At 33.7% G+C, this 18,393-nt stretch carries 23 protein-coding genes; 21 read left to right on the top strand and 2 right to left on the bottom strand.

Features of this window, described 5'->3' with window-relative positions:
* Nucleotides 1-19 precede the first annotated feature (19 nt).
* A complete protein-coding gene (locus FP432_RS01380) occupies nucleotides 20-451 on the bottom strand; it encodes a cupin domain-containing protein (protein WP_265489078.1) in 432 nt (143 codons plus the stop codon).
* A gap of 115 nt (nucleotides 452-566) precedes the next feature.
* On the opposite strand from FP432_RS01380, the gene FP432_RS01385 reads away from it, so the two are divergent.
* The 17 genes from FP432_RS01385 to FP432_RS01465 all read left to right on the top strand — a co-directional run bounded on the left by FP432_RS01385 (nucleotide 567) and on the right by FP432_RS01465 (nucleotide 13,358).
* The gene (locus tag FP432_RS01385) at nucleotides 567-1,457 is read left to right on the top strand and encodes a LysR family transcriptional regulator (RefSeq protein WP_265489080.1); all 891 of its coding nucleotides are present in this window, start codon (nucleotides 567-569) and stop codon (nucleotides 1,455-1,457) included.
* A 40-nt stretch (nucleotides 1,458-1,497) separates the two neighbouring features.
* Nucleotides 1,498-1,704, top strand: coding sequence for a DUF3923 family protein (locus FP432_RS01390; RefSeq protein WP_265489081.1), 207 nt, complete (start codon nucleotides 1,498-1,500; stop codon nucleotides 1,702-1,704).
* A 146-nt stretch (nucleotides 1,705-1,850) separates the two neighbouring features.
* Nucleotides 1,851-2,384, top strand: a complete 534-nt coding sequence (locus tag FP432_RS01395; RefSeq protein WP_265489575.1) for a phenolic acid decarboxylase — start codon at nucleotides 1,851-1,853, stop codon at nucleotides 2,382-2,384.
* A 54-nt stretch (nucleotides 2,385-2,438) separates the two neighbouring features.
* On the top strand, nucleotides 2,439-2,981 hold the full coding sequence (locus tag FP432_RS01400; protein ID WP_265489082.1) for a PadR family transcriptional regulator: 543 nt from the start codon (nucleotides 2,439-2,441) through the stop codon (nucleotides 2,979-2,981).
* Between the two features lie 107 nt (nucleotides 2,982-3,088).
* Nucleotides 3,089-4,201 (top strand): glycosyltransferase, encoded by a 1,113-nt coding sequence (locus tag FP432_RS01405; RefSeq protein ID WP_265489083.1) that lies wholly within the window; start codon nucleotides 3,089-3,091, stop codon nucleotides 4,199-4,201.
* Complete coding sequence (locus FP432_RS01410; RefSeq protein ID WP_265489084.1) at nucleotides 4,185-5,435, top strand: metallophosphoesterase; 1,251 nt, start codon at nucleotides 4,185-4,187, stop codon at nucleotides 5,433-5,435. Before FP432_RS01405 ends, FP432_RS01410 begins: the two co-directional genes overlap by 17 nt.
* 98 nt (nucleotides 5,436-5,533) lie before the next feature.
* Nucleotides 5,534-6,298 carry a carboxymuconolactone decarboxylase family protein gene (locus FP432_RS01415; RefSeq protein WP_265489085.1) on the top strand — a complete coding sequence of 255 codons (765 nt, stop codon included), beginning with the start codon at nucleotides 5,534-5,536 and terminating at the stop codon, nucleotides 6,296-6,298.
* A gap of 11 nt (nucleotides 6,299-6,309) precedes the next feature.
* Nucleotides 6,310-6,957: an NAD(P)H-binding protein gene (locus FP432_RS01420; protein WP_265489086.1), complete on the top strand. Its 648-nt coding sequence runs from the start codon at nucleotides 6,310-6,312 to the stop codon at nucleotides 6,955-6,957.
* 99 nt (nucleotides 6,958-7,056) lie between these two features.
* Nucleotides 7,057-7,422 carry a pyridoxamine 5'-phosphate oxidase family protein gene (locus FP432_RS01425; protein WP_265489087.1) on the top strand — a complete coding sequence of 122 codons (366 nt, stop codon included), beginning with the start codon at nucleotides 7,057-7,059 and terminating at the stop codon, nucleotides 7,420-7,422.
* A gap of 80 nt (nucleotides 7,423-7,502) precedes the next feature.
* Nucleotides 7,503-7,844, top strand: a complete 342-nt coding sequence (ylxM, locus tag FP432_RS01430) for a YlxM family DNA-binding protein (protein WP_265489088.1) — start codon at nucleotides 7,503-7,505, stop codon at nucleotides 7,842-7,844.
* Nucleotides 7,845-7,848: 4 nt separating this feature from the next.
* Nucleotides 7,849-9,276 (top strand): signal recognition particle protein, encoded by a 1,428-nt coding sequence (gene ffh / locus FP432_RS01435; RefSeq protein ID WP_265489089.1) that lies wholly within the window; start codon nucleotides 7,849-7,851, stop codon nucleotides 9,274-9,276.
* Between the two features lie 83 nt (nucleotides 9,277-9,359).
* Nucleotides 9,360-9,632, top strand: a complete 273-nt coding sequence (rpsP, locus tag FP432_RS01440) for a 30S ribosomal protein S16 (RefSeq protein ID WP_117118820.1) — start codon at nucleotides 9,360-9,362, stop codon at nucleotides 9,630-9,632.
* Between the two features lie 67 nt (nucleotides 9,633-9,699).
* The gene (gene rimM / locus FP432_RS01445) at nucleotides 9,700-10,227 is read left to right on the top strand and encodes a ribosome maturation factor RimM (protein ID WP_265489090.1); all 528 of its coding nucleotides are present in this window, start codon (nucleotides 9,700-9,702) and stop codon (nucleotides 10,225-10,227) included.
* Entirely contained in the window at nucleotides 10,217-10,939 is a 723-nt protein-coding gene (trmD, locus tag FP432_RS01450; RefSeq protein ID WP_265489091.1) for a tRNA (guanosine(37)-N1)-methyltransferase TrmD, read from the top strand. The genes rimM and trmD overlap by 11 nt, the downstream gene beginning before the upstream one ends.
* 118 nt (nucleotides 10,940-11,057) lie before the next feature.
* Nucleotides 11,058-11,408 carry a 50S ribosomal protein L19 gene (gene rplS, locus FP432_RS01455; protein ID WP_265489092.1) on the top strand — a complete coding sequence of 117 codons (351 nt, stop codon included), beginning with the start codon at nucleotides 11,058-11,060 and terminating at the stop codon, nucleotides 11,406-11,408.
* Nucleotides 11,409-11,483: 75 nt separating this feature from the next.
* Complete coding sequence (locus tag FP432_RS01460; protein ID WP_265489093.1) at nucleotides 11,484-12,455, top strand: class III bacteriocin; 972 nt, start codon at nucleotides 11,484-11,486, stop codon at nucleotides 12,453-12,455.
* Nucleotides 12,456-12,509: 54 nt separating this feature from the next.
* Complete coding sequence (locus FP432_RS01465; protein ID WP_265489094.1) at nucleotides 12,510-13,358, top strand: phosphotransferase; 849 nt, start codon at nucleotides 12,510-12,512, stop codon at nucleotides 13,356-13,358.
* A gap of 60 nt (nucleotides 13,359-13,418) precedes the next feature.
* On the opposite strand, the gene lexA is transcribed toward FP432_RS01465, so the two are convergent.
* The gene (lexA, locus tag FP432_RS01470; RefSeq protein WP_265489095.1) at nucleotides 13,419-14,042 is read right to left on the bottom strand and encodes a transcriptional repressor LexA; all 624 of its coding nucleotides are present in this window, start codon (nucleotides 14,040-14,042) and stop codon (nucleotides 13,419-13,421) included.
* Between the two features lie 133 nt (nucleotides 14,043-14,175).
* Here lexA and FP432_RS01475 point away from each other — a divergent pair, with 133 nt between their 5' ends.
* The 4 genes from FP432_RS01475 (at nucleotide 14,176) to FP432_RS01490 (ending at nucleotide 18,355) form a co-directional block, all read left to right on the top strand.
* On the top strand, nucleotides 14,176-14,424 hold the full coding sequence (locus tag FP432_RS01475; protein WP_265489096.1) for a DUF896 domain-containing protein: 249 nt from the start codon (nucleotides 14,176-14,178) through the stop codon (nucleotides 14,422-14,424).
* Nucleotides 14,425-14,493: 69 nt separating this feature from the next.
* Nucleotides 14,494-14,715 (top strand): YneF family protein, encoded by a 222-nt coding sequence (locus FP432_RS01480; RefSeq protein WP_265489097.1) that lies wholly within the window; start codon nucleotides 14,494-14,496, stop codon nucleotides 14,713-14,715.
* An 84-nt stretch (nucleotides 14,716-14,799) separates the two neighbouring features.
* Nucleotides 14,800-16,566, top strand: a complete 1,767-nt coding sequence (locus tag FP432_RS01485) for an ABC transporter ATP-binding protein (protein ID WP_265489098.1) — start codon at nucleotides 14,800-14,802, stop codon at nucleotides 16,564-16,566.
* Nucleotides 16,559-18,355 carry an ABC transporter ATP-binding protein gene (locus tag FP432_RS01490; RefSeq protein ID WP_265489099.1) on the top strand — a complete coding sequence of 599 codons (1,797 nt, stop codon included), beginning with the start codon at nucleotides 16,559-16,561 and terminating at the stop codon, nucleotides 18,353-18,355. The genes FP432_RS01485 and FP432_RS01490 overlap by 8 nt, the downstream gene beginning before the upstream one ends.
* The last annotated feature ends 38 nt before the right edge of the window (nucleotides 18,356-18,393 follow it).

Genomic DNA, 18,393 nt, shown 5'->3' on the forward strand with positions numbered 1-18,393 from the left:
GAATTAGGATTTCGGGGATTTATTTTGCATTTAAAAAGTAGCTTTCTAATGAATTGTAATAATCATCATCAACAGGTTCTTCCCAAGTTGCAGTACCCTTGGTAATAGCAATATGTGAGAACCAACTATCCTTGGTTGCACCATGCCAGTGTTTTACACCATCATGAACTTCTACTACATCGCCAGGCTTCATTAATTGAGCAGGCTTACCTTCTTCTTGGAACCAGCCTTCACCACCAGTTGCAATTAAGATTTGGTAGCCATGGTGACGATGCCAGTTATTACGAGTTCCTGGTTCAAATGAAACATTAGCTACACTCACATCAATATTATCGTCAGGAGCAACTAAACCATTGAGATAACTTGTTCCAGTAAAGTATTTTGCATATGCGACATTTTCGTCGCCAAAACCAAAGGTATTATTTTTAACTTCTTCTTCATTTTTAGCCATTTTATTCACCTCATAAGTAATATTTAATTCAATATTATTGTAAAGACTACCTAATTCTATGTAAAATGCTTATAGTTTCTTAATTTTAATGCTTAAAATGTATGGAGAAGAAATCATGGATACAAGAGTACTAAATTATTTTTTAACGGTAGCGCAAGAGGGTAATGTAACTAAAGCAGCACAGAAGTTGCATATTACTCAGCCAACACTTTCGCGCCAAATTAGTGAGCTAGAAGATTCTTTAAATGTCACTTTATTTGATCGCACTAATCGACATCTCGAGTTAACTCAAGCAGGCAAATTTTTTCAAAAGCGTGCTCATGCAATTCTTGATCTTGTGGCTCAAACAGAACTGGATTTACAAAATCAAGAGAATGAATTAACCGGGACAATTCACCTCGGTAGTGTAGAAAGTAGCGCTTCAATTTGGTTAATGAACATAGTAAAAAAGATGCAGGAGCTTTATCCACAAGTAGTTTTTGATATTGATACTGCTAATGGGGATGATTTAAAAGAAAAGTTAGACCAAGGATTATTAGATTTGGCACTTTTACTAGAGCCAATTGAAGCAAAAAAATATAACTATATTAGACTACCAATTAAAGATACCTGGGGTATAATTGCAGCACGAGATAGTTATCTAGCAAAAAAGGAAACAATTACTACTAATGATCTCTACCAAATACCTTTAACTTTATCTAAAAGATCTTTGGTGCGTAACGAATTGGCACAGTCTTTACAATTGAATCCTAACCGTTTGAATATTACTTCCACTCATAATTTAGCCAGTAATCCACTGCAATTAGTAAAGAATCATACTAGTTTTCAGTTGGGAATCGAAGGAGTTTTAAAACTACATAATGATCCTGATTTAGTCTTTCTTCCTCTTGTTCCGAAAACTACGACAGGGCATATTGTTGCCTGGCGTAAAAATGCCTACTTGTCAGCAGTAACAAAATCATTTTTACAGTTAATTACGGATACATTGAATACAAGCTCAAAGTAAAGTAAGATAAGGTTATTAATTCAGAGCTTGGAGGAATATTATGAAAGCTTGGAAAATTAGTGGGATGATAGTGTTATTATTTTGGCTTATTGTTGCTGCCATTATTTGGTTTCGTCGGATTGATGGAGCCGGAGTAGTGCAAAATGTTCAAATGAGAGAGATTACTTTGTTAATTTGGTGTGTTTTTGCTATTCCTGTAATTATTGGTTATATTATTTGGTTTATTGGGTTAAATAAGAAAAGCTAGTGGTGATAAATAGCAAAAAATATCTGGGACTAAAAATCTCAGATATTTTTTTATTTGACTATTTGTCGATAACGACTTATACTAGTTATGAAATATGTCGATATTAACACAAAAGGAGAAAATGACTTATGGCAAACTTAAATCATATGGATAAAAAATTTAAAACTTTAGATGATTTTTTAGGTACACACTTTATTTATACTTATGACAACGGCTGGGAATATGAATGGTATGCTAAGAATGATCACACAGTTGACTATCGTATTCATGGAGGAATGGTAGCAGGACGTTGGGTAAAAGATCAAGAAGCCCATATTAATCTTTTAACTGAAGGTGTTTACAAGATTGCTTGGACTGAACCAACTGGAACTGACGTAGCTCTTGACTTTGTACCTAATGAACATAAACTTAATGGAACAATCTTCTTCCCAAAGTGGGTTAAAGATCATCCTGAAATTACTGTTACTTTCCAAAACGAACATATTGATTTAATGCATGAATCACGTGAAAAGTACGATACTTATCCAAAGATGGTAGTTCCAGAATTTGCAACCATTACTTATATGGGAGATGCAGGCCAAAATAATGAAGAAGTTATTGCCGAAGCACCTTATGAAGGTATGACTGATGATATTCGTAATGGCAAATATTTTGATGAAGATTACAAACGTATTAAGTAATAAATATTTAATTTTTAGTATAATGAAGGAAGAAACTAGTTTGGAGGCTTAACTATGCCAAAACAACGGATTCTTCCTTTTATTTTGTTGGGAATTATTGATTGTCATCCCCAAATTACTGGGAAGGGAATTACCAACGAATTTAATACAGAAATTGGCGACTTTTGGAAGGCATCTCATAGTCAAATTTATCCTGAGCTTAAACGCATGGTCGCAGATAAATGGATTACTGTTACTCAAAATGACGATAATGCTAAAGAAAAATACTATAATCTAACTGCTGAAGGTCTTGAAGTACTTAATAATTGGTTAACTCAAGCAGTTACAAAGTTACCAATTCATCAAGATTTATTTTCACTTAAACTATTTTTTATTAAGCAAGCCAATGATCCTCGAATAAAAGATTTAATTACGCGTCAAATTAATTTGCTGAAGCAAGAACTAGATCATTTATTAGAACGTAAAGAATTAATCTTCAGTAAGCAGGCAATGATTGACAATCATTACGGCCATTATCTTGTTTTAACCAGAGCGATTTCAAGAACTCAAGGGCAACTTAAATGGCTAAATGAAGAATTGAATAAGTTAAATAAATAGTGCAGTTTTATCTAATAAAGCTGCACTTTTTTATTGAACTCAATAATTAAGCTCTTAGGAGCAAAAATTATATAATTGAACTAGATTTAGTTTAACGAGGTAGAGAAATGCGGATTTTGATCGTAATTGATGATTTCTTTAATAAAAGTAATGGGATGTGTATTTCAACCCAGAGATTTGCTCATGAATTTAAACAAGCAGGCAATGAGGTAAGGATTGTATCTTGTAAAGATGGTGGCAAAGCTTACTATTCATTACCAGAATTAGTAGTTCCTTTCTTCAAAAAGATTATCGCCAAAGAGGGTTACCATATTGCTTGGCCAAAAAAGAAAGTATTAAAAGCGGCAGTAGGGTGGGCAGATATGGTAGCTGTCGAAACCCCGTTTCCGGTATCTTGGCGCGCTGCAAAATATGCTAAGAGGATGAATAAACCAGCTTATGGCACCTTCCATATTTATCCTGGCAATATCACTGAGACTTTGCATATTAATAATTGGTTCTTTAATAACTTTTTTATGTATTTTTTCCGCGATATTTCTTTTCGTAATTGCGCAGCTATGCAGTGTCCCACTGAAAAGGTAAAAGCAGAACTAGAAAAATATCACTTCAAGCAAAAATTATACGTAATTTCTAATGGGATTACTCAAGCGTTTATTGATAACCCTCATAAAAAGGAAGTGGGTCATCCTTTTACCATTTTGTGTATCGGTCGGTATTCACGGGAAAAACATCAAGAAGTTCTCTTTAAAGCTATGAAACTAGTGCAGCATAATCAAAAGATTAGGTTGATTTTTGCAGGGAAGGGACCGTTAAAAAAAGAATATGAACAGTTAGCTAGAGAATTACCGGCAAAACCAATCATGAAATTTTATACAGCTACCCAACTACGTAAAGTAATGCGTGAAACTGATCTTGTTGTTCATTGTGCTGATGTTGAAGTCGAAGGAATGGCATGTATGGAGGCGTTTGCGGCAGGATGTGTACCTGTGATTGCTGATAGTCCACTTTCATCTACTGCGTCTTATGCCTTGACTGCACATAATTTATTTCCTGCTGGCGATTGTCAACGGCTAGCTGCACAAATAGATTATTGGTATGATCATCCAGCCGAACTGGTGAAAATGCGGCAACGTTATCGGACTTATGCAAAAGAGTTCACTGTTCGTAAGTCTGCCGAAAAAGCCTTGAATATGATGAGAGAAATTGAAAAGAAGAATTAAACAAATGAACTATCTTACTAATACTGAACCTAATAAATTATATGTAATATCTGATACTCATTTATTGGCTAAAGAGTTACAAGATGAAGGGCCGGCTTTTCAAAGAATGCGAGATACAAGTGCGGGGAAAGACCTTGACTATCCTGGCTTGGCGTTAATCGCTTTTGTTCGTAAAATATTACAGGAAAAGCCAACTGCAGTTGTTATTACTGGTGATTTAACCTTTAATGGCGAAAAATTATCGGCTGAGAAATTAGCAACTATTTTTGCTCCACTTGAAAAAGCAGGAATTTACTTTTTTGTGATTCCAGGCAATCATGATATTTATGACGGCTGGGCCAGAAAATTCAGAAATGATAAAAGCTTTTATACTGAGCAGATTAGTACGCAAGAATGGAAACAAATTTTTACTACATCTTATCAACATGCAGCAAGTATTGATGGCCTTTCTTATAGCATTAATTTTAGTAAAAAATATCGTTTAGTATTTGCTGATTCTAATATTTATGGTGAGCGTGAATCATTAACACATCCTATTACCAATGGCAAATTAAGCAATAACCAATTAAAATGGATCAAAAAAGAATTTAAGCAAGCTAAAAATAACCATCAGCATGTGCTACTTTTTATGCATCACAATTTGTATGACCATAATGAGATTATTAAGGGTGGTTTCACCTTAGATAATGCGCCTGATTTGCGTCGATTATGTCAAAAATATCAAGTTGCAGTAGCATTTTCAGGGCATATCCATGCGCAAAATATTATTCGGGGAAATGATGAATGTGATACACCTGAAGTTGCTAGTTCAGGTTTTTCGATGTCTGATCAAGGTTATGGGGTAATTGAATTAACACCTAATGCAGTCGAATATCAACGTTATTCTTTCGATATGGTGCCATTTCTAGCGGATAGAGAAAAAGCGCTGTTACCAAAACAAGATTTTCATGAGTATTTGCATGATATTTTTTATCAGACCAATCAAAAGCAGATGGCTTGGTTAAAAAAGAAGATTTCAAATCAAGCGGAATATGAAAGAATTTTAAATTTTATTGATCGGCTTAATTGGAATTATTTTATTGGTAAAAGTAATTATTCAAGTAAAGATAAAAGTAAGATAATATCATCACCAGAGTATCAGTTGGTGAAAGCAAAGCTACCAGAAATGAAGAATTATCTTGATTCTTTATTAGCTGTAGATCAAGATAGTCAGCATTTAAGAGTGGAATTGTAAAAATCCATCTTGTTTACAGTATTAGAGTACTTATTTTTTGGTTAGAAAGAAATTTAATTTTAAAATAAATATGAGAAAAGAAATTAAGGAGAATGCAAATGGCAATTAGTGAAAATGCAAAAAAGTATTATAAAAAAATGTTTTCTGGTCATGAATCTGTATTAACAAAGACAGATCCTGAATTTATTGAATTCTTTAAAAACTTTGCCTTTGACGAAGTTGTAAATCATGATGATATGGATGATCGAACTAGATTTATGACTATTTTGGCTACTTTAATTGGTTGTCAAGGTAAGGAAGAATATGAATTAATGGTGACTGCAGCTCTGAATTTTGGTGTAAAGCCAGTTGAAATTAAAGAAATAGTTTATCAAGCTGTAGCATATCTAGGGATGGGACGTGTATTCCCATTTTTCAAATTAACTAATAAAGTTTTTGAAGAACAGGGAATCGAGTTACCACTTCCTGGGCAGGCAACTACCGAGGCTGATGAAAGATTACGTGCTGGTGAACAAGCACAGATTGATATTTTTGGACCAGGGATGAAAGATTTTTGGAAGTCGGGTCCTGAAGAAAGTCAACACATTAATTATTGGTTAGCTGATAACTGCTTTGGTGATTACTACACTCGCCATGGATTGACTCTTAAGGAAAGAGAATTAATGACTTTTTGTTATCTAGCTGCACAAGGCGGCGTAGAACCACAGTTAGTTGCGCATGCCAAAGCAAACTTATCAATGGGAAATGATAAGCAATTTTTGATTGATGTAATTTCTCAAAATATTCCTTATATTGGCTATCCACGTAGTTTAAATGCTTTAAGATGCGTCAATACTGCTGCTGAGGAATTAGATAAAAACTAGGAGGCTTTAAAATGAAAAAAGTTTTAATTTTAGGAGCAAATGGTCAAATTGCTCGTCTTGTTGAGGAGCGCTTATTAAAAGAACAACCAGATGTTGAATTGACTTTGTTTTTACGTAACTCTGATCGTTTAGCAAATTTGGCTGATAATAAACGTGTTCGTATTATTGAAGGTGATGCAACTAATGAAAAAGAAGTTGCCGATGCAATGCATGGTCAAAATATTGTTTATATGGCGATGGTAGATCATGAGCACGATAATCAAATTACTAAGAATGTAATTGAAGCGATGAAGCATAATGACGTTAAGCGTGTAATCTCATCAAATATTTTGGGTATTTACGATGAAGTTCCTGGTGAATTCGGACGCTGGAACCATGAACAGGTAAAGGAAGGCTTAGAATCAGCAACAAAATCAGCTGAACTTTTAGAAGATTCAAGATTAGATTACACAATTATCCGTATCCCTTGGTTAAATGATCGTGACGAAATTAAGTACACTGTTACTCACGCTAATGAAGAATATGTTGGTGTTTCAGCTTCTCGTAAAAGCATTGCTGACTTGATTGTCAAAATTATTGCTGATCCATCATATTTGGCTAAAGATAGTGTAGGAGCAGCTGACCCTGATACTCAAGGCCAAGATCGTCCTGTATACTAAGTAAAAGCATAATTCTTATAATTTGTAAGCTAATAACTTTTATCTTATTCATAAAACATATATAATAATAGTTATAATAGAAAAAGGAGAGATTAAATTATGAAAAAATTAGATTCAAATAAATTAACTCCAGAACAACAAAATATGTTCAACGATGAATTAACTTACCTTGCAACTGTAAGTAAAGATGGTACTCCACAAGTTGGTCCTAAGGCTTCATTAATTGCAATTAATGACCACCAATTACAATACTTAGAAAAGACTAAGTCAACTGCTTACCAAAACATTAAGGATGGTTCAAAAGTAGCAGTTGTTGCAGCTAACGTTCCAAGCCACAAGGCTGTTCGTGCTGTTGGGACAGCTGAAATTCACGAAAATGATGAATTTGCTAAGGCTATCGTAGAAAATTCTGACACTCCAGATGCATACGTAGTTGTAATTAACGTTGAACAAGTAAACGGCTAATTATAAATATATTTAATAATTAAAAGAGCGACATGGGATTGTCGCTCTTTTTTTGCTATACTGAAACAAGGTGAAGACAGATGAATGAACTTGAAAAAAATGAAAAATTAGGCAATTTATATGCTTATTATGGTTCACTTTTGACCCAGGGACAGCAAGAGTATTTTGAAGATTATTACTATAATGATTTGTCTTTAGGAGAAATTGCAGATAATCATCAAGTTTCGCGGCAAGCTGTTTATGATAATTTGAGACGTTCAAGTAAAGCTTTGGAAAATTACGAATCTAAGCTTCATATGGCGCAAGATTATCAAAAGTTTGGTAAGTTAACTCAAGAAATATCACATGCTTTATCAGATGGTAACAAGCAGCTAGCTCAAGAAAAAACAGACTATTTATTAAATGAATTAGGCGAGGTTTAAGGATATGGCTTTTGAAAGTTTAAGTGAGAGACTCCAAAAGGCTCTAAGAAATTTAACAGGTAAGGGAAAAATCAGTGAAGCTGATATTAATGAAGCATCCCGTGAAATTAGATTAGCTTTACTTGAAGCAGATGTTAACTTTAAAGTCGTAAAAGATTTTATTAAAACTATTAAAAAAGAAGCTTTAGGTAAAGAAGTCCAAGAAAGCTTAAATCCAGGACAACAAATTATCAAGATAGTTGATCAAGAGTTAACTAAAATGATGGGAGAGGAAGCTGTTAGCTTAAACAAAGCTCCTCATATTCCTACGATCATTATGATGGTTGGTCTTCAGGGTACTGGTAAGACTACTACTGTTGGTAAACTTGCTAATTATCTTAAGAAGAATGATAATGCGCGTCCGCTATTAATTGCTGGTGATATTTACCGTCCAGCAGCTATTGATCAATTAAAGCAAATTGGATCTGACTTAGATGTACCTGTTTACAGTGAAGATAATAAAGATGTAGCCGAAATTGTTAAACATGGTCTTGCGCAAGCAGATAAAAATAAGAATGACTATGTAATTATCGATACCGCTGGTCGTTTGGAAATCGATGAACAGTTAATGGACGAATTAAAGCGCATTACTGAAGTTGCACATCCAGAAAATACTTTATTAGTAGTTGATGCCATGACCGGTCAAGCTGCTACCAAAGTTGCTGAAGGCTTTAATGCAGATCTTGATTTGACTGGGGTTATTTTAACTAAGTTAGATGGTGATACTCGTGGTGGTGCTGCTTTATCAGTTCGTGCTGTAACTGGATTACCAATTATCTTTACTGGTCAAGGTGAAAAATTAAGTGCTCTAGAAACTTTCCACCCAGATCGAATGGCTTCTAGAATTCTTGGCATGGGTGATATGCTGAGCTTAATAGAAAAGGCTCAACAAGACTATGATGCTAAAGAAGCCGAAAAAGTAGCGCAAAAAATGCGTGAAAATACTTTTAACTTTAATGATTTTATTGATCAATTAGAACAAGTTCAAAAGATGGGACCAATTGATCAATTAATTAAAATGATTCCAGGGATGGCTAATAATCCTGCACTTAAGAATATTCAAATGCCAGAAAAGCAAATTGATCATACTAAAGCGATCGTTTACTCAATGACGCCTGCAGAAAGAGAAGATCCAGATATTTTGAATCCTTCACGTCGTCGCAGAATTGCAGCAGGATCAGGTATAGCGGTAGCAGAAGTTAACCGTATGATTAAGCAATTTAAACAAGCCAAAGAAATGATGCAAAAGATGACCTCAGGTAATATGAAGGGCCTTGAAAATATTCCAGGCATGAATTCGCCGATGGGCAAGATGGCTATGCGCTCAATGAGTAAAAGATTTAAGAAAAGTAAGAAGAAGCGCATGAAGAAAATTAAAAGATTTCACTCCTAAAAATAAGTGTTAAGGAAAAATACTTTACACTTATGCAGGGATGTGCTATATTATTAAAGTCAAATAATTTAGGAGGAAATTAAATGTCTGTTAAAATTCGTATGCGCCGCATGGGCTCAAAGAGAAAACCTTTCTACCGTATCGTTGTTGCTGACTCACGTATGCCACGTGATGGTCGTTTCATCGAAGAAGTAGGTTACTACAACCCACTTACTAACCCTGATGAAGTTAAGCTTGAAGAAGGTAAAATCTTTGATTGGCTTGAAAAGGGTGCACAACCTTCAGATACTGTAAGAAGCTTACTTTCAGATGCTGGTATTATGAAGAGATACCACGATGCAAAATACGGTAAGTAATTACTGAACTTAAAAGAGCTTGGGAGTAAGTCCTAAGCTCTTTTCTTTTTATAAATTGAGGTTTTAAATGGATAATTATTTTGAAGTAGGTAAAATTTTAACTACTCATGGCTTAAAAGGTGAAGTAAAAGTTAATCCAATCACTGATTTTATTGAAGAACGTTTTACTCCTGGAACTAGTTTATATATTGGAGAAAGTGTAGATAGCTCAAAGCAAGAAGTTGTGGTCCAAAGAGCTAGAATGCACAAACAATTTGTTTTAGTCATTTTTGAAGGTATTGATAATATTGATGAAGCTGAAAAGATAGTAGGTAAAAAAATCTTTGTTAAAGAAAGTGATCGTCAAGAATTAGAAGATGGTTCTTACTATTTTAAAGATATTTTAGATTTACCAGTTTTTGATGCTGAGACAGGCGAAAAATTGGGAATTTTAAATGATATTGAAACTCCAGGAGCAAATGATATTTGGGAGATAAAACCAGAAAATGGTAAGTCATTTTGGATTCCAAATATCGCTTCAGTTGTTAAAAAAGTAGATTTGGATAATAAACGCATAGAAGTAAGTTTACTTGAGGGATTGCGCGATGAAGATTAATGTTTTGACTTTATTTCCAGATATGTTTACACCACTTCAAGTATCAATGCTTGGCCGAGGCCTTGAGGATGGCAAATGGGATTTAAATTTAGTTAATTTTAGAGACTTTACAACTGATGTTCATCATCATGTCGATGACACTCCTTATGGTGGGGGAGCAGGCATGGTATTACAAATTATGCCAATTAAGAAAGCACTAGATTCCATCGAAAATAAAGGAAAAGTTATCATTACTGCACCACAGGGGAAGACTTTTGATGAAAAAATGGCTCAGGAATGGTCTAAGGAAGAGAATCTTACTTTTATTTGTGGTCACTATGAAGGATTTGATCAGCGTGTCTATGATCTAGCTGATGAAACAGTTTCTATTGGTGATTATGTCTTAACAGGTGGAGAATTACCAACAATGAGTATGATAGATGCGACAGTACGGCTTTTGCCGGGAATTCTTGGAAATGCTGCTTCTCCTGTTGAGGAAAGTTTTTCTCATGGTTTATTAGAATATCCTCAATATACTCGTCCTGCTGATTTTGAAGGCTTAAAGGTACCCGAAGTTTTGACTTCTGGTAATCACCAAAAGATTGCTGAATGGCGTCATCGTGAGGCATTAAAAACTACATATCTAAATCGCCCAGATATGCTTGAAAATCGTGAACTAACAAAAGAAGAAGTTAAAATGCTCAGAGAAATTAAGGCAGAATTAGGACAATAGCATTTACAAGTAAAGTATCATTTGATAGACTACTTTATGTGACTAAATGAGTCACTAGAGTTATGGGTATTCCGCTGGCAGTGGTTGTTTATGAATGCCGTAGAAGGAGAGAAATATAATGGATCCATTAATTCAAGAATTGACAAAAGATCAAATTCGTACTGATTTACCAGACTTCCGTGCAGGTGATACTGTTCGTGTTCACGTACGTGTTGTTGAAGGTAGTCACGAACGTATCCAGATTTTCGAAGGTGTTGTAATTAAGAGAAAGGGTGCTGGCATCAGCGCTACTTACACTGTTCGTAAGATGTCATCTGGTATCGGTGTTGAACGTACTTTCCCAGTAAACGACCCACGTGTTGCTAAGGTTGAAGTTGTACGTCAAGGTCGTGTACGTCGTGCTAAGCTTTACTACTTACGTGATCGTCATGGTAAGGCAGCTAGAATTCCTGAAAAGCGTCGTAAATAATAAAAATAAAGCTTTCTTGTACAAGAAAGCTTTATTTTTTTATCGTAAATTTTATAGATTAAGAAAAGAATTAATATGATTCCTAAAAATGCTCAAGTAAAGTTAAAATATGATTTAAATAATTTACCCCACGTTGTTGTGCAGGCTAGTTTTATGAGCCCGGAGCAAATTTATACTTTACAATTATTACATCAGCAAAGAGATACGGTTGTATATCGTCATCCAGCTTTTGGAAAAGAAGTAAATTTTGAGGGAGAAGAGGCAGTGCTATACTTAAAAGGTAACGAAGAAAATACCGCAGCAGGCCATACTCAAACTTTGATTTACTCTGGACGTGAGAATTACTATTTTGTAGGTGTAAAGCCCAAAAAAACTGGACATATTTTTTGGAGTACCCAAATTGCACGAGTTGCCCTTAATGAAGCTGGAAGTATTACTTATAATGAAAATACGCAATTACCACGATTATCATATCTAAATCGAGCAGGTATAAAATATCCCGGTAAAAATTTAGTTAGAGTAGAAGCAGCTATTTCTCCAAATTATCAGTATTTTTTGCTTGCTAGCATTGATAAGGACCATACAGGCCACTTTTCGCTTTATCATCTTAAAGATATTAACCGAGCATTGGATAAAGTTGAATATAAGCCAGTTGATATTAATATTGAAAAATTAAAATGTATTGATTCTTTTACAATTTCTAACTTTAATAGCGAATATTTTAAGTCAATTCAGGGATACGGAATTGATAATGATAAAAGCATTTATATTTCTAGTCAACCAAGTCCTACTCAAAATTGGTTAGGCTTTGCGCAACAAAGACTACCAAGAGAAATAGTGAAGATCCCTTGGGCTAATGAAATGGCAGATAACTGGGAAGTAGTAAATTTAGATAAAGAGAAAATTTTAAATATGAGAGGATTTGTGACTGAATTTGAAGGAATTCAAGTAATAGATCGAGATCATGTGTTATTAACTGTGGCATACCATAAAAGATATAGCGGAACTACGCTTCATAATAAAATTTTTGAAATTAAGATGTTATAAATTGATTTTTTAGAAGTAGTTAAGTATATAAAGAGTTGGGTATTGAGGGACAAAATGGAAAAGAGTGAAGAATTTAGAAAAATTTTAAATAATAAGGTGAACGGACAATTAATTCCGACAAATCATGAATCATTAAATTCGACCTATTTCGGATTTAGCAAAAAATTTAATAATAGTATATTTATCAAAGTATTTAATTCATTTAAGAAATTTATGACAGAAGAACGGATTACTTGCCAATTAAGTAAAAGAATATTGGATACTTTTAAAATTGATTGTAACGGAATGAAGTATGTTCTAGTTATGAAAGATTTACATCCACGAGATTTAGAAGAGAGGATAAATACTGAGCGAGCTTATGAAATGGGGGTTGTTTTGGCTAAATTTCATAATACAGTTAAAAGGTTTGATGGAATAAAAATAGAAAGTAATTATTTTAATAAAATACCTGAAAATATAAAAGAATTGAGAGATTCCCTCGAAAAAGAAAGATTATTTAATTTATCAAGAAAATTTAATAATTTACAGCCTTTAATTGAAAATGACTTAAAAGAGAATGTAAATGTTGTGTTACATGGGGATGTAGGAGTACGAAATTATAAAACTATAAATAATTGTTTAATCTTAATAGACTATGAGAGAGCCAGAGTAGGGATTAATTATCAAGATTTTATAAAACTTTTTTATCAAGATTTTAAATTAGATTCTTCATTAATTGACTCTTTTCTTAATGGATATAATTCAAAGAGCATTTATCATTGGAAAATAAATACCTCTACTCAGTATTTTCTCGTTTTTATAACTGCCATTGGTATTATGAAATATACTCAGAAAATCAAAGATAAACCTTTTAAAAAGATTGGAATACAAATGATTAACGAAATAGAAGATTATTTTAGATAAATAAATTTCGTAAAGTGTATGTCAAAATAAAAAACGCTTGATTACCATCAAGCGTTTTTATTAGTCGATATTATTACGATACAAGCCCACAACTTTCCCTAAGATATGAACAGTATTTAAGATGATAGGTGCCATCGTATCATTTTCTGGTTGAAGCCGGTAATGATCATCTTCTTTATAGAATCGTTTAACAGTAGCTTCATCTTCATCAGTCATTGCTACGACAATTTCACCGTTATGAGCAGAAGTTTGTTTTCTTACAATTACATTATCGCCATCAAGAATCCCCACATTAATCATTGAAGTTCCATGAACTCTTAACATGAAAAGATCCCCAGCATCATTAGTTAAGTCAGGTGGAATAGGGAAATAGTCTTCAACGTCTTCGACGGCTAAAATCGGTTGTCCAGCAGTTACAACACCGATAATTGGAATATTTTTAGGTTTAATTCCTAAAGCACTAAGTCCTTCTTGTGTTACTTCAATGGCACGAGGTTTGGTAGCATCTTTAATGATATAGCCCTTATTTTCAAGACGTGACAAATGACCATGAACAGTAGAAGTAGAAGATAAGTTAACAGCAGAACAAATTTCTCTTACGGTGGGAGGAAAACCACGGTCTTCGACTGTTTCATAAATATATTTTAAAATTTCAAGTTGCTTTGATTCGCGTGCTTCAGTCATATTAAACTCCTTTTATTGATACAATAATTCTAACAAAAAATAAAAGAGATAACAAACAAATGTTCTAGGTCTTTATAACTTTTTTTATAAATTTAGAAAGAGTAAACTTAATGAAGTAAGAGAGGTGTTTTTTATGGACAAAAAAGAAGAAGAAAAAGTAATAAAGCGTATTAATGAACTCTACCATACTAGTAAGGAAAGAGAATTAACGCCTGAAGAACTTGAAGAAAGAAAGAAATTGCGCAGTGCCTTCCTCGAAAACTTCCGTGCAGGATTTAGACAACAACTTGAAGATACTGTTGTTATCGATAAAGATGGTAAAGAAGTAACTTCTGAAAAGGCCAAAGAAGCACAAAGAAGAAAAGGTTTAAGAAAAGATTAAAATAAACCTTTAAAAAATATATCTTTTTTAGTAAAATTTACTTGTTAGAAAATTGGAGGTTTTATCATTATGAATATTGGGTTAGCAATTTTATTAATCATTATCGCTCTTCTTATTGGTCTTATTGCAGGCTTTTATGGTGCAAGAGCATATATGAAGAAATATTTTCAAGACAACCCTCCAATTAGTGAAGATATGATTGTTGCTATGATGTCTCAAATGGGGCAAAAGCCATCTGCTAAAAAAGTAAATCAAGTTATGAATATGATGAAACATCAACAACGCAAGTAAATTTAATTTAATCAATTCACTAATTTAGAAAACGAGGGAATTTTCCCCTCGTTTTTTTGTATATATTTTTATTGGGGTGATTTATTGAGTATATTTGGTAAACTAAATTGGTTTTTTAAGTCAGAGAAAAAAAGATATATTATTGGAATTATATTTTTAGCTTTAACTTCTGTAGCTAATTTGATTCCACCATTAATTTTAGGTAAAATGGCCGATCAATTAGATAAAGGACATATTAGTGTGGCTTATTATCTGTGGTTAATTTTAGCAATTGTCGCGGCTGCCTTTTCTTTATATTTTTTAAGATATTTTTGGCGCAAACAAATTTGGGGTGGCGCTGCTGTTTTAGAAAGAAAGCTGCGCTCGCAATTATTTGAGCATTTTATGAATATGGATCGCACTTTCTTTCAACGTCATCGAACCGGAGACTTGATGGCACATGCAACAAATGACATCACGGCTATTCAAAATGTTGCCGGTGATGGAGTATTAACCTTGGTCGATTCTTTAGTAACTGGTGGTTCTACCATAATTGCAATGATGGTAGTAGTTGATTGGCGGTTAACGATTATCGCCTTGTTGCCATTACCTATTTTAGCAATTGGTTCTTGGAAATTAGGGGACCGCCTGCATGGTGCCTTTGATAAATCGCAGGCAGCTTTTTCACGTCTTAATAACAAGACTCAGGAATCAGTATCTGGAATAAAAGTTCTAAAAACTTTTGGGCAAGGAAAAGAAGATACGGCTGCCTTTAATAAGATGGTTGATGAAACAATTGAAATCAATAAAAAAGTTTTTAAGTGGGATGCTTTATTTGATCCATTGGCTACTGGAGTAATTGGAGCCACTTATGTAATTACAATCATTTATGGTGGACTATTAGTTTCTCATCAAACTCTTTCTGTAGGACAGCTAGTGTCTTTTATAGCTTACATTGGTAACATGATTTGGCCGATGTTTGCGATTGGTTATCTATTTAATATTTTGGAAAGAGGAGCTGCTTCTTATGATCGAGTAGAGCTCCTATTAAAGGAAAAACCATTAATAACTGATAAAGATGCTGACAAAAGCCTTGATCAAGATGCAATTAAAGGTGATTTAGTTTACGATGTACAATCTTTTGCCTATCCAGATGAAAAAGATATCCCTGTTTTGCAAAATATAAAATTCAAGTTAAAACCAGGTCAAACTCTTGGTTTGGTAGGTAAGGTTGGCTCAGGTAAAACGACAATTATTCAATTATTGTTACGTGAATTTGATGACTATCAAGGAGAAATATCTTTAGGTGGTCATAATATCAAGAACATTCCCCTTAAAGTATTTCTTAACGAAATTGCTTATGTACCGCAAAAGAATTTTTTGTTTTCAACGTCGATAAAAGATAATATCGCTTTTTCTGAACCAAATATTGAACAGAATAAAATTGAAAATGCAGCAAAAAAGAGTGATCTGCATGATGATATTTTACAAATGCCAGCGGGCTATAAGTCTTTAGTAGGAGAAAATGGTCTTTCTTTATCAGGAGGACAAAAACAAAGAATGTCTATTGCGCGGGCTTTGTTAAAAGATAGTCAAATTTTAATTTTGGATGATGCCTTATCAGCTGTCGATGCGAAGACAGAAAAAGCAATTTTAGCTTCCTTACGCAAAGAAAGAAGAGCTAAAACAACTTTGATTGCAGCTCATCGTCTAACTTCCGTTATGGATGCAGATTTAATTTTAGTTCTTAAAGATGGAAAAATAATTGAAGAGGGAACTCATCAAGAATTGTTAGCAAGACATGGTTGGTATGAATCAATGTGGCAAAAACAAGAGTTAAATGCGGAGGCAGGTGAAAAGCTAGATGAATAATGAAAAGGATGAATCGATTTGGGCTAAAGAAATTCCGTTTAAAGAACAAATGGGAATTTTTAAGCGGTTAATGACATATGTTAAGCCATTTAAATTTGAAATTGGACTGGCCTTAATTGGTGCTTTTTTGGTTAGTGTAATTAACATGTTGTTGCCACGCGGTTTACAATACTTTTTAGATTATTTTTTATTAAAACAAAAGGCTAGCTTGCAGATAATTTTATGGGCTGGATTTTTATATGGAGTTGGATCTATTTTAAAAGCCTTGATTCAATTTACCTATGAATATTTTTATGCTTTAGGATCAGAAAAAACATTGGAGAGTGTGCGTAAGGCACTTTATCAAAAATTGCATACTTTAGGGATGCGCTATTTTGATCAAACTCCTGCTGGCTCCATTGTTTCTAGAGTTACTAACGATACAATGACCTTGAGTAATTTTCTTTCTGTATTGTCTGGAGTAGTAATTGGTATTTTTTCTATTGTAACTGCTTTTGTAGCGATGTTTTTGACTAATCAACTAGCAGCCTGGATTGTATTAGCATTTTTACCAATTTTAGGGTTGGTCTTTTGGCTTTATGCGCGTCATAGTTCCAAACTATACCGTAATTATCGTGAACGATTAAGTCGAATTAATACTAATTTAAATGAATCAATTGAAGGTGTTTCTTTAATCCAGCAATTTAATCAAGAAGAACGTAAAGAGCATGAATTTGAAAGTGAAAATGGATCTTTGATGCAGACGCGGTTTAATATGATTAGAATTAATTCATTGCTTTTATCTCCCTTAACCAGTTTGCTTTATTCTTTAGCGTTAGCAGCAACTTTGATGTATTTTGGATTCCCGCTTCAAGCTACTTTTGTACCAGCTGGTGTAGTTTATGCATTTTCTGAATATGTAGTTGCATTTTTTAATCCAATTTCACAAATGATGGATACCATGACGATGTTTCAAGATGGGATTGTTGCCGGAAAAAGAATTTTTGGTATTCTAGATGAAACTGAATATGAGCCACATCAAACTCCTGATCCTAACCTAACTATTACTAGGGGAAAAATCGAATTTAAGCATGTAAGTTTTTCTTATGATGGTAAAAATGAAATTTTGCATGATATTTCATTTATTGTGAATCCTGGAGAAACACTTGGTATTGTTGGTCATACTGGCTCAGGAAAAAGTTCGATTATTAATGTGATGTTGCGCTTTTATGAATTTGGTAAGGGCGAAATCTTAATTGATGATGTTGATATTAGAAAATATTCTAAAGCAGAGCTAAGAAAAAAATTAGGGCTCGTCTTACAAGAGCCATTCATGTTTTATGGGGATATTGATTCAAACATTCGCTTATATAATGATGAGATTCCCGATAAGCAGATTAAGGCTGCTGCAAAGGCTGTTCAAGCGGATCAATTTATTGAAAAAATGCCTGGGAAGTATCACGCTAAAGTTAATGAAGGCGGGGATGAGTTAAGTCAAGGTGAAAAGCAATTAATTTCTTTTGCAAGAACCTTAGTGAGTGACCCTAAAATTTTAGTTTTAGATGAAGCTACAGCAAATGTTGATACTGAAACTGAATCCATGATTCAAGCAGGATTGAAAAAACTGCGTCAAGGTAGAACTACTTTAGCAATTGCACATCGACTTTCAACAATTGCGGATGCAGATCAGATAATTGTTTTAGATAAAGGGTGCATTGTAGAAAAGGGTACTCATCAGCAATTATTAGATCAAAAGGGTTATTATTATAATCTTTATACTTTACAGCAAAATAATGAAGAAGAGGAATAAAAAAATACGACACAGAATATAGTCTGTGTCGTATTTTT

This window comes from Lactobacillus sp. PV034 (genome assembly GCF_014522305.1).
Lineage (GTDB): Bacteria > Bacillota > Bacilli > Lactobacillales > Lactobacillaceae > Lactobacillus.

Bases quoted from the DNA above. Each gene is read 5' to 3' on its own strand.
- lexA (WP_265489095.1), bottom strand. From the start codon at position 14,042: ATGACTGAAGCACGCGAATCAAAGCAACTTGAAATTTTAAAATATATT.
- FP432_RS01415 (WP_265489085.1), top strand. From the start codon at position 5,534: ATGGCAATTAGTGAAAATGCAAAAAAGTATTATAAAAAAATGTTTTCT.
- FP432_RS01425 (WP_265489087.1), top strand. From the start codon at position 7,057: ATGAAAAAATTAGATTCAAATAAATTAACTCCAGAACAACAAAATATG.
- FP432_RS01400 (WP_265489082.1), top strand. From the start codon at position 2,439: ATGCCAAAACAACGGATTCTTCCTTTTATTTTGTTGGGAATTATTGAT.
- ffh (WP_265489089.1), top strand. From the start codon at position 7,849: ATGGCTTTTGAAAGTTTAAGTGAGAGACTCCAAAAGGCTCTAAGAAAT.
- FP432_RS01420 (WP_265489086.1), top strand. From the start codon at position 6,310: ATGAAAAAAGTTTTAATTTTAGGAGCAAATGGTCAAATTGCTCGTCTT.
- FP432_RS01460 (WP_265489093.1), top strand. From the start codon at position 11,484: ATGATTCCTAAAAATGCTCAAGTAAAGTTAAAATATGATTTAAATAAT.
- FP432_RS01405 (WP_265489083.1), top strand. From the start codon at position 3,089: ATGCGGATTTTGATCGTAATTGATGATTTCTTTAATAAAAGTAATGGG.
- FP432_RS01465 (WP_265489094.1), top strand. From the start codon at position 12,510: ATGGAAAAGAGTGAAGAATTTAGAAAAATTTTAAATAATAAGGTGAAC.
- FP432_RS01490 (WP_265489099.1), top strand. From the start codon at position 16,559: ATGAATAATGAAAAGGATGAATCGATTTGGGCTAAAGAAATTCCGTTT.
- ylxM (WP_265489088.1), top strand. From the start codon at position 7,503: ATGAATGAACTTGAAAAAAATGAAAAATTAGGCAATTTATATGCTTAT.
- trmD (WP_265489091.1), top strand. From the start codon at position 10,217: ATGAAGATTAATGTTTTGACTTTATTTCCAGATATGTTTACACCACTT.
- FP432_RS01475 (WP_265489096.1), top strand. From the start codon at position 14,176: ATGGACAAAAAAGAAGAAGAAAAAGTAATAAAGCGTATTAATGAACTC.
- rpsP (WP_117118820.1), top strand. From the start codon at position 9,360: ATGTCTGTTAAAATTCGTATGCGCCGCATGGGCTCAAAGAGAAAACCT.
- rimM (WP_265489090.1), top strand. From the start codon at position 9,700: ATGGATAATTATTTTGAAGTAGGTAAAATTTTAACTACTCATGGCTTA.
- FP432_RS01390 (WP_265489081.1), top strand. From the start codon at position 1,498: ATGAAAGCTTGGAAAATTAGTGGGATGATAGTGTTATTATTTTGGCTT.
- FP432_RS01385 (WP_265489080.1), top strand. From the start codon at position 567: ATGGATACAAGAGTACTAAATTATTTTTTAACGGTAGCGCAAGAGGGT.
- rplS (WP_265489092.1), top strand. From the start codon at position 11,058: ATGGATCCATTAATTCAAGAATTGACAAAAGATCAAATTCGTACTGAT.
- FP432_RS01480 (WP_265489097.1), top strand. From the start codon at position 14,494: ATGAATATTGGGTTAGCAATTTTATTAATCATTATCGCTCTTCTTATT.
- FP432_RS01380 (WP_265489078.1), bottom strand. From the start codon at position 451: ATGGCTAAAAATGAAGAAGAAGTTAAAAATAATACCTTTGGTTTTGGC.
- FP432_RS01395 (WP_265489575.1), top strand. From the start codon at position 1,851: ATGGATAAAAAATTTAAAACTTTAGATGATTTTTTAGGTACACACTTT.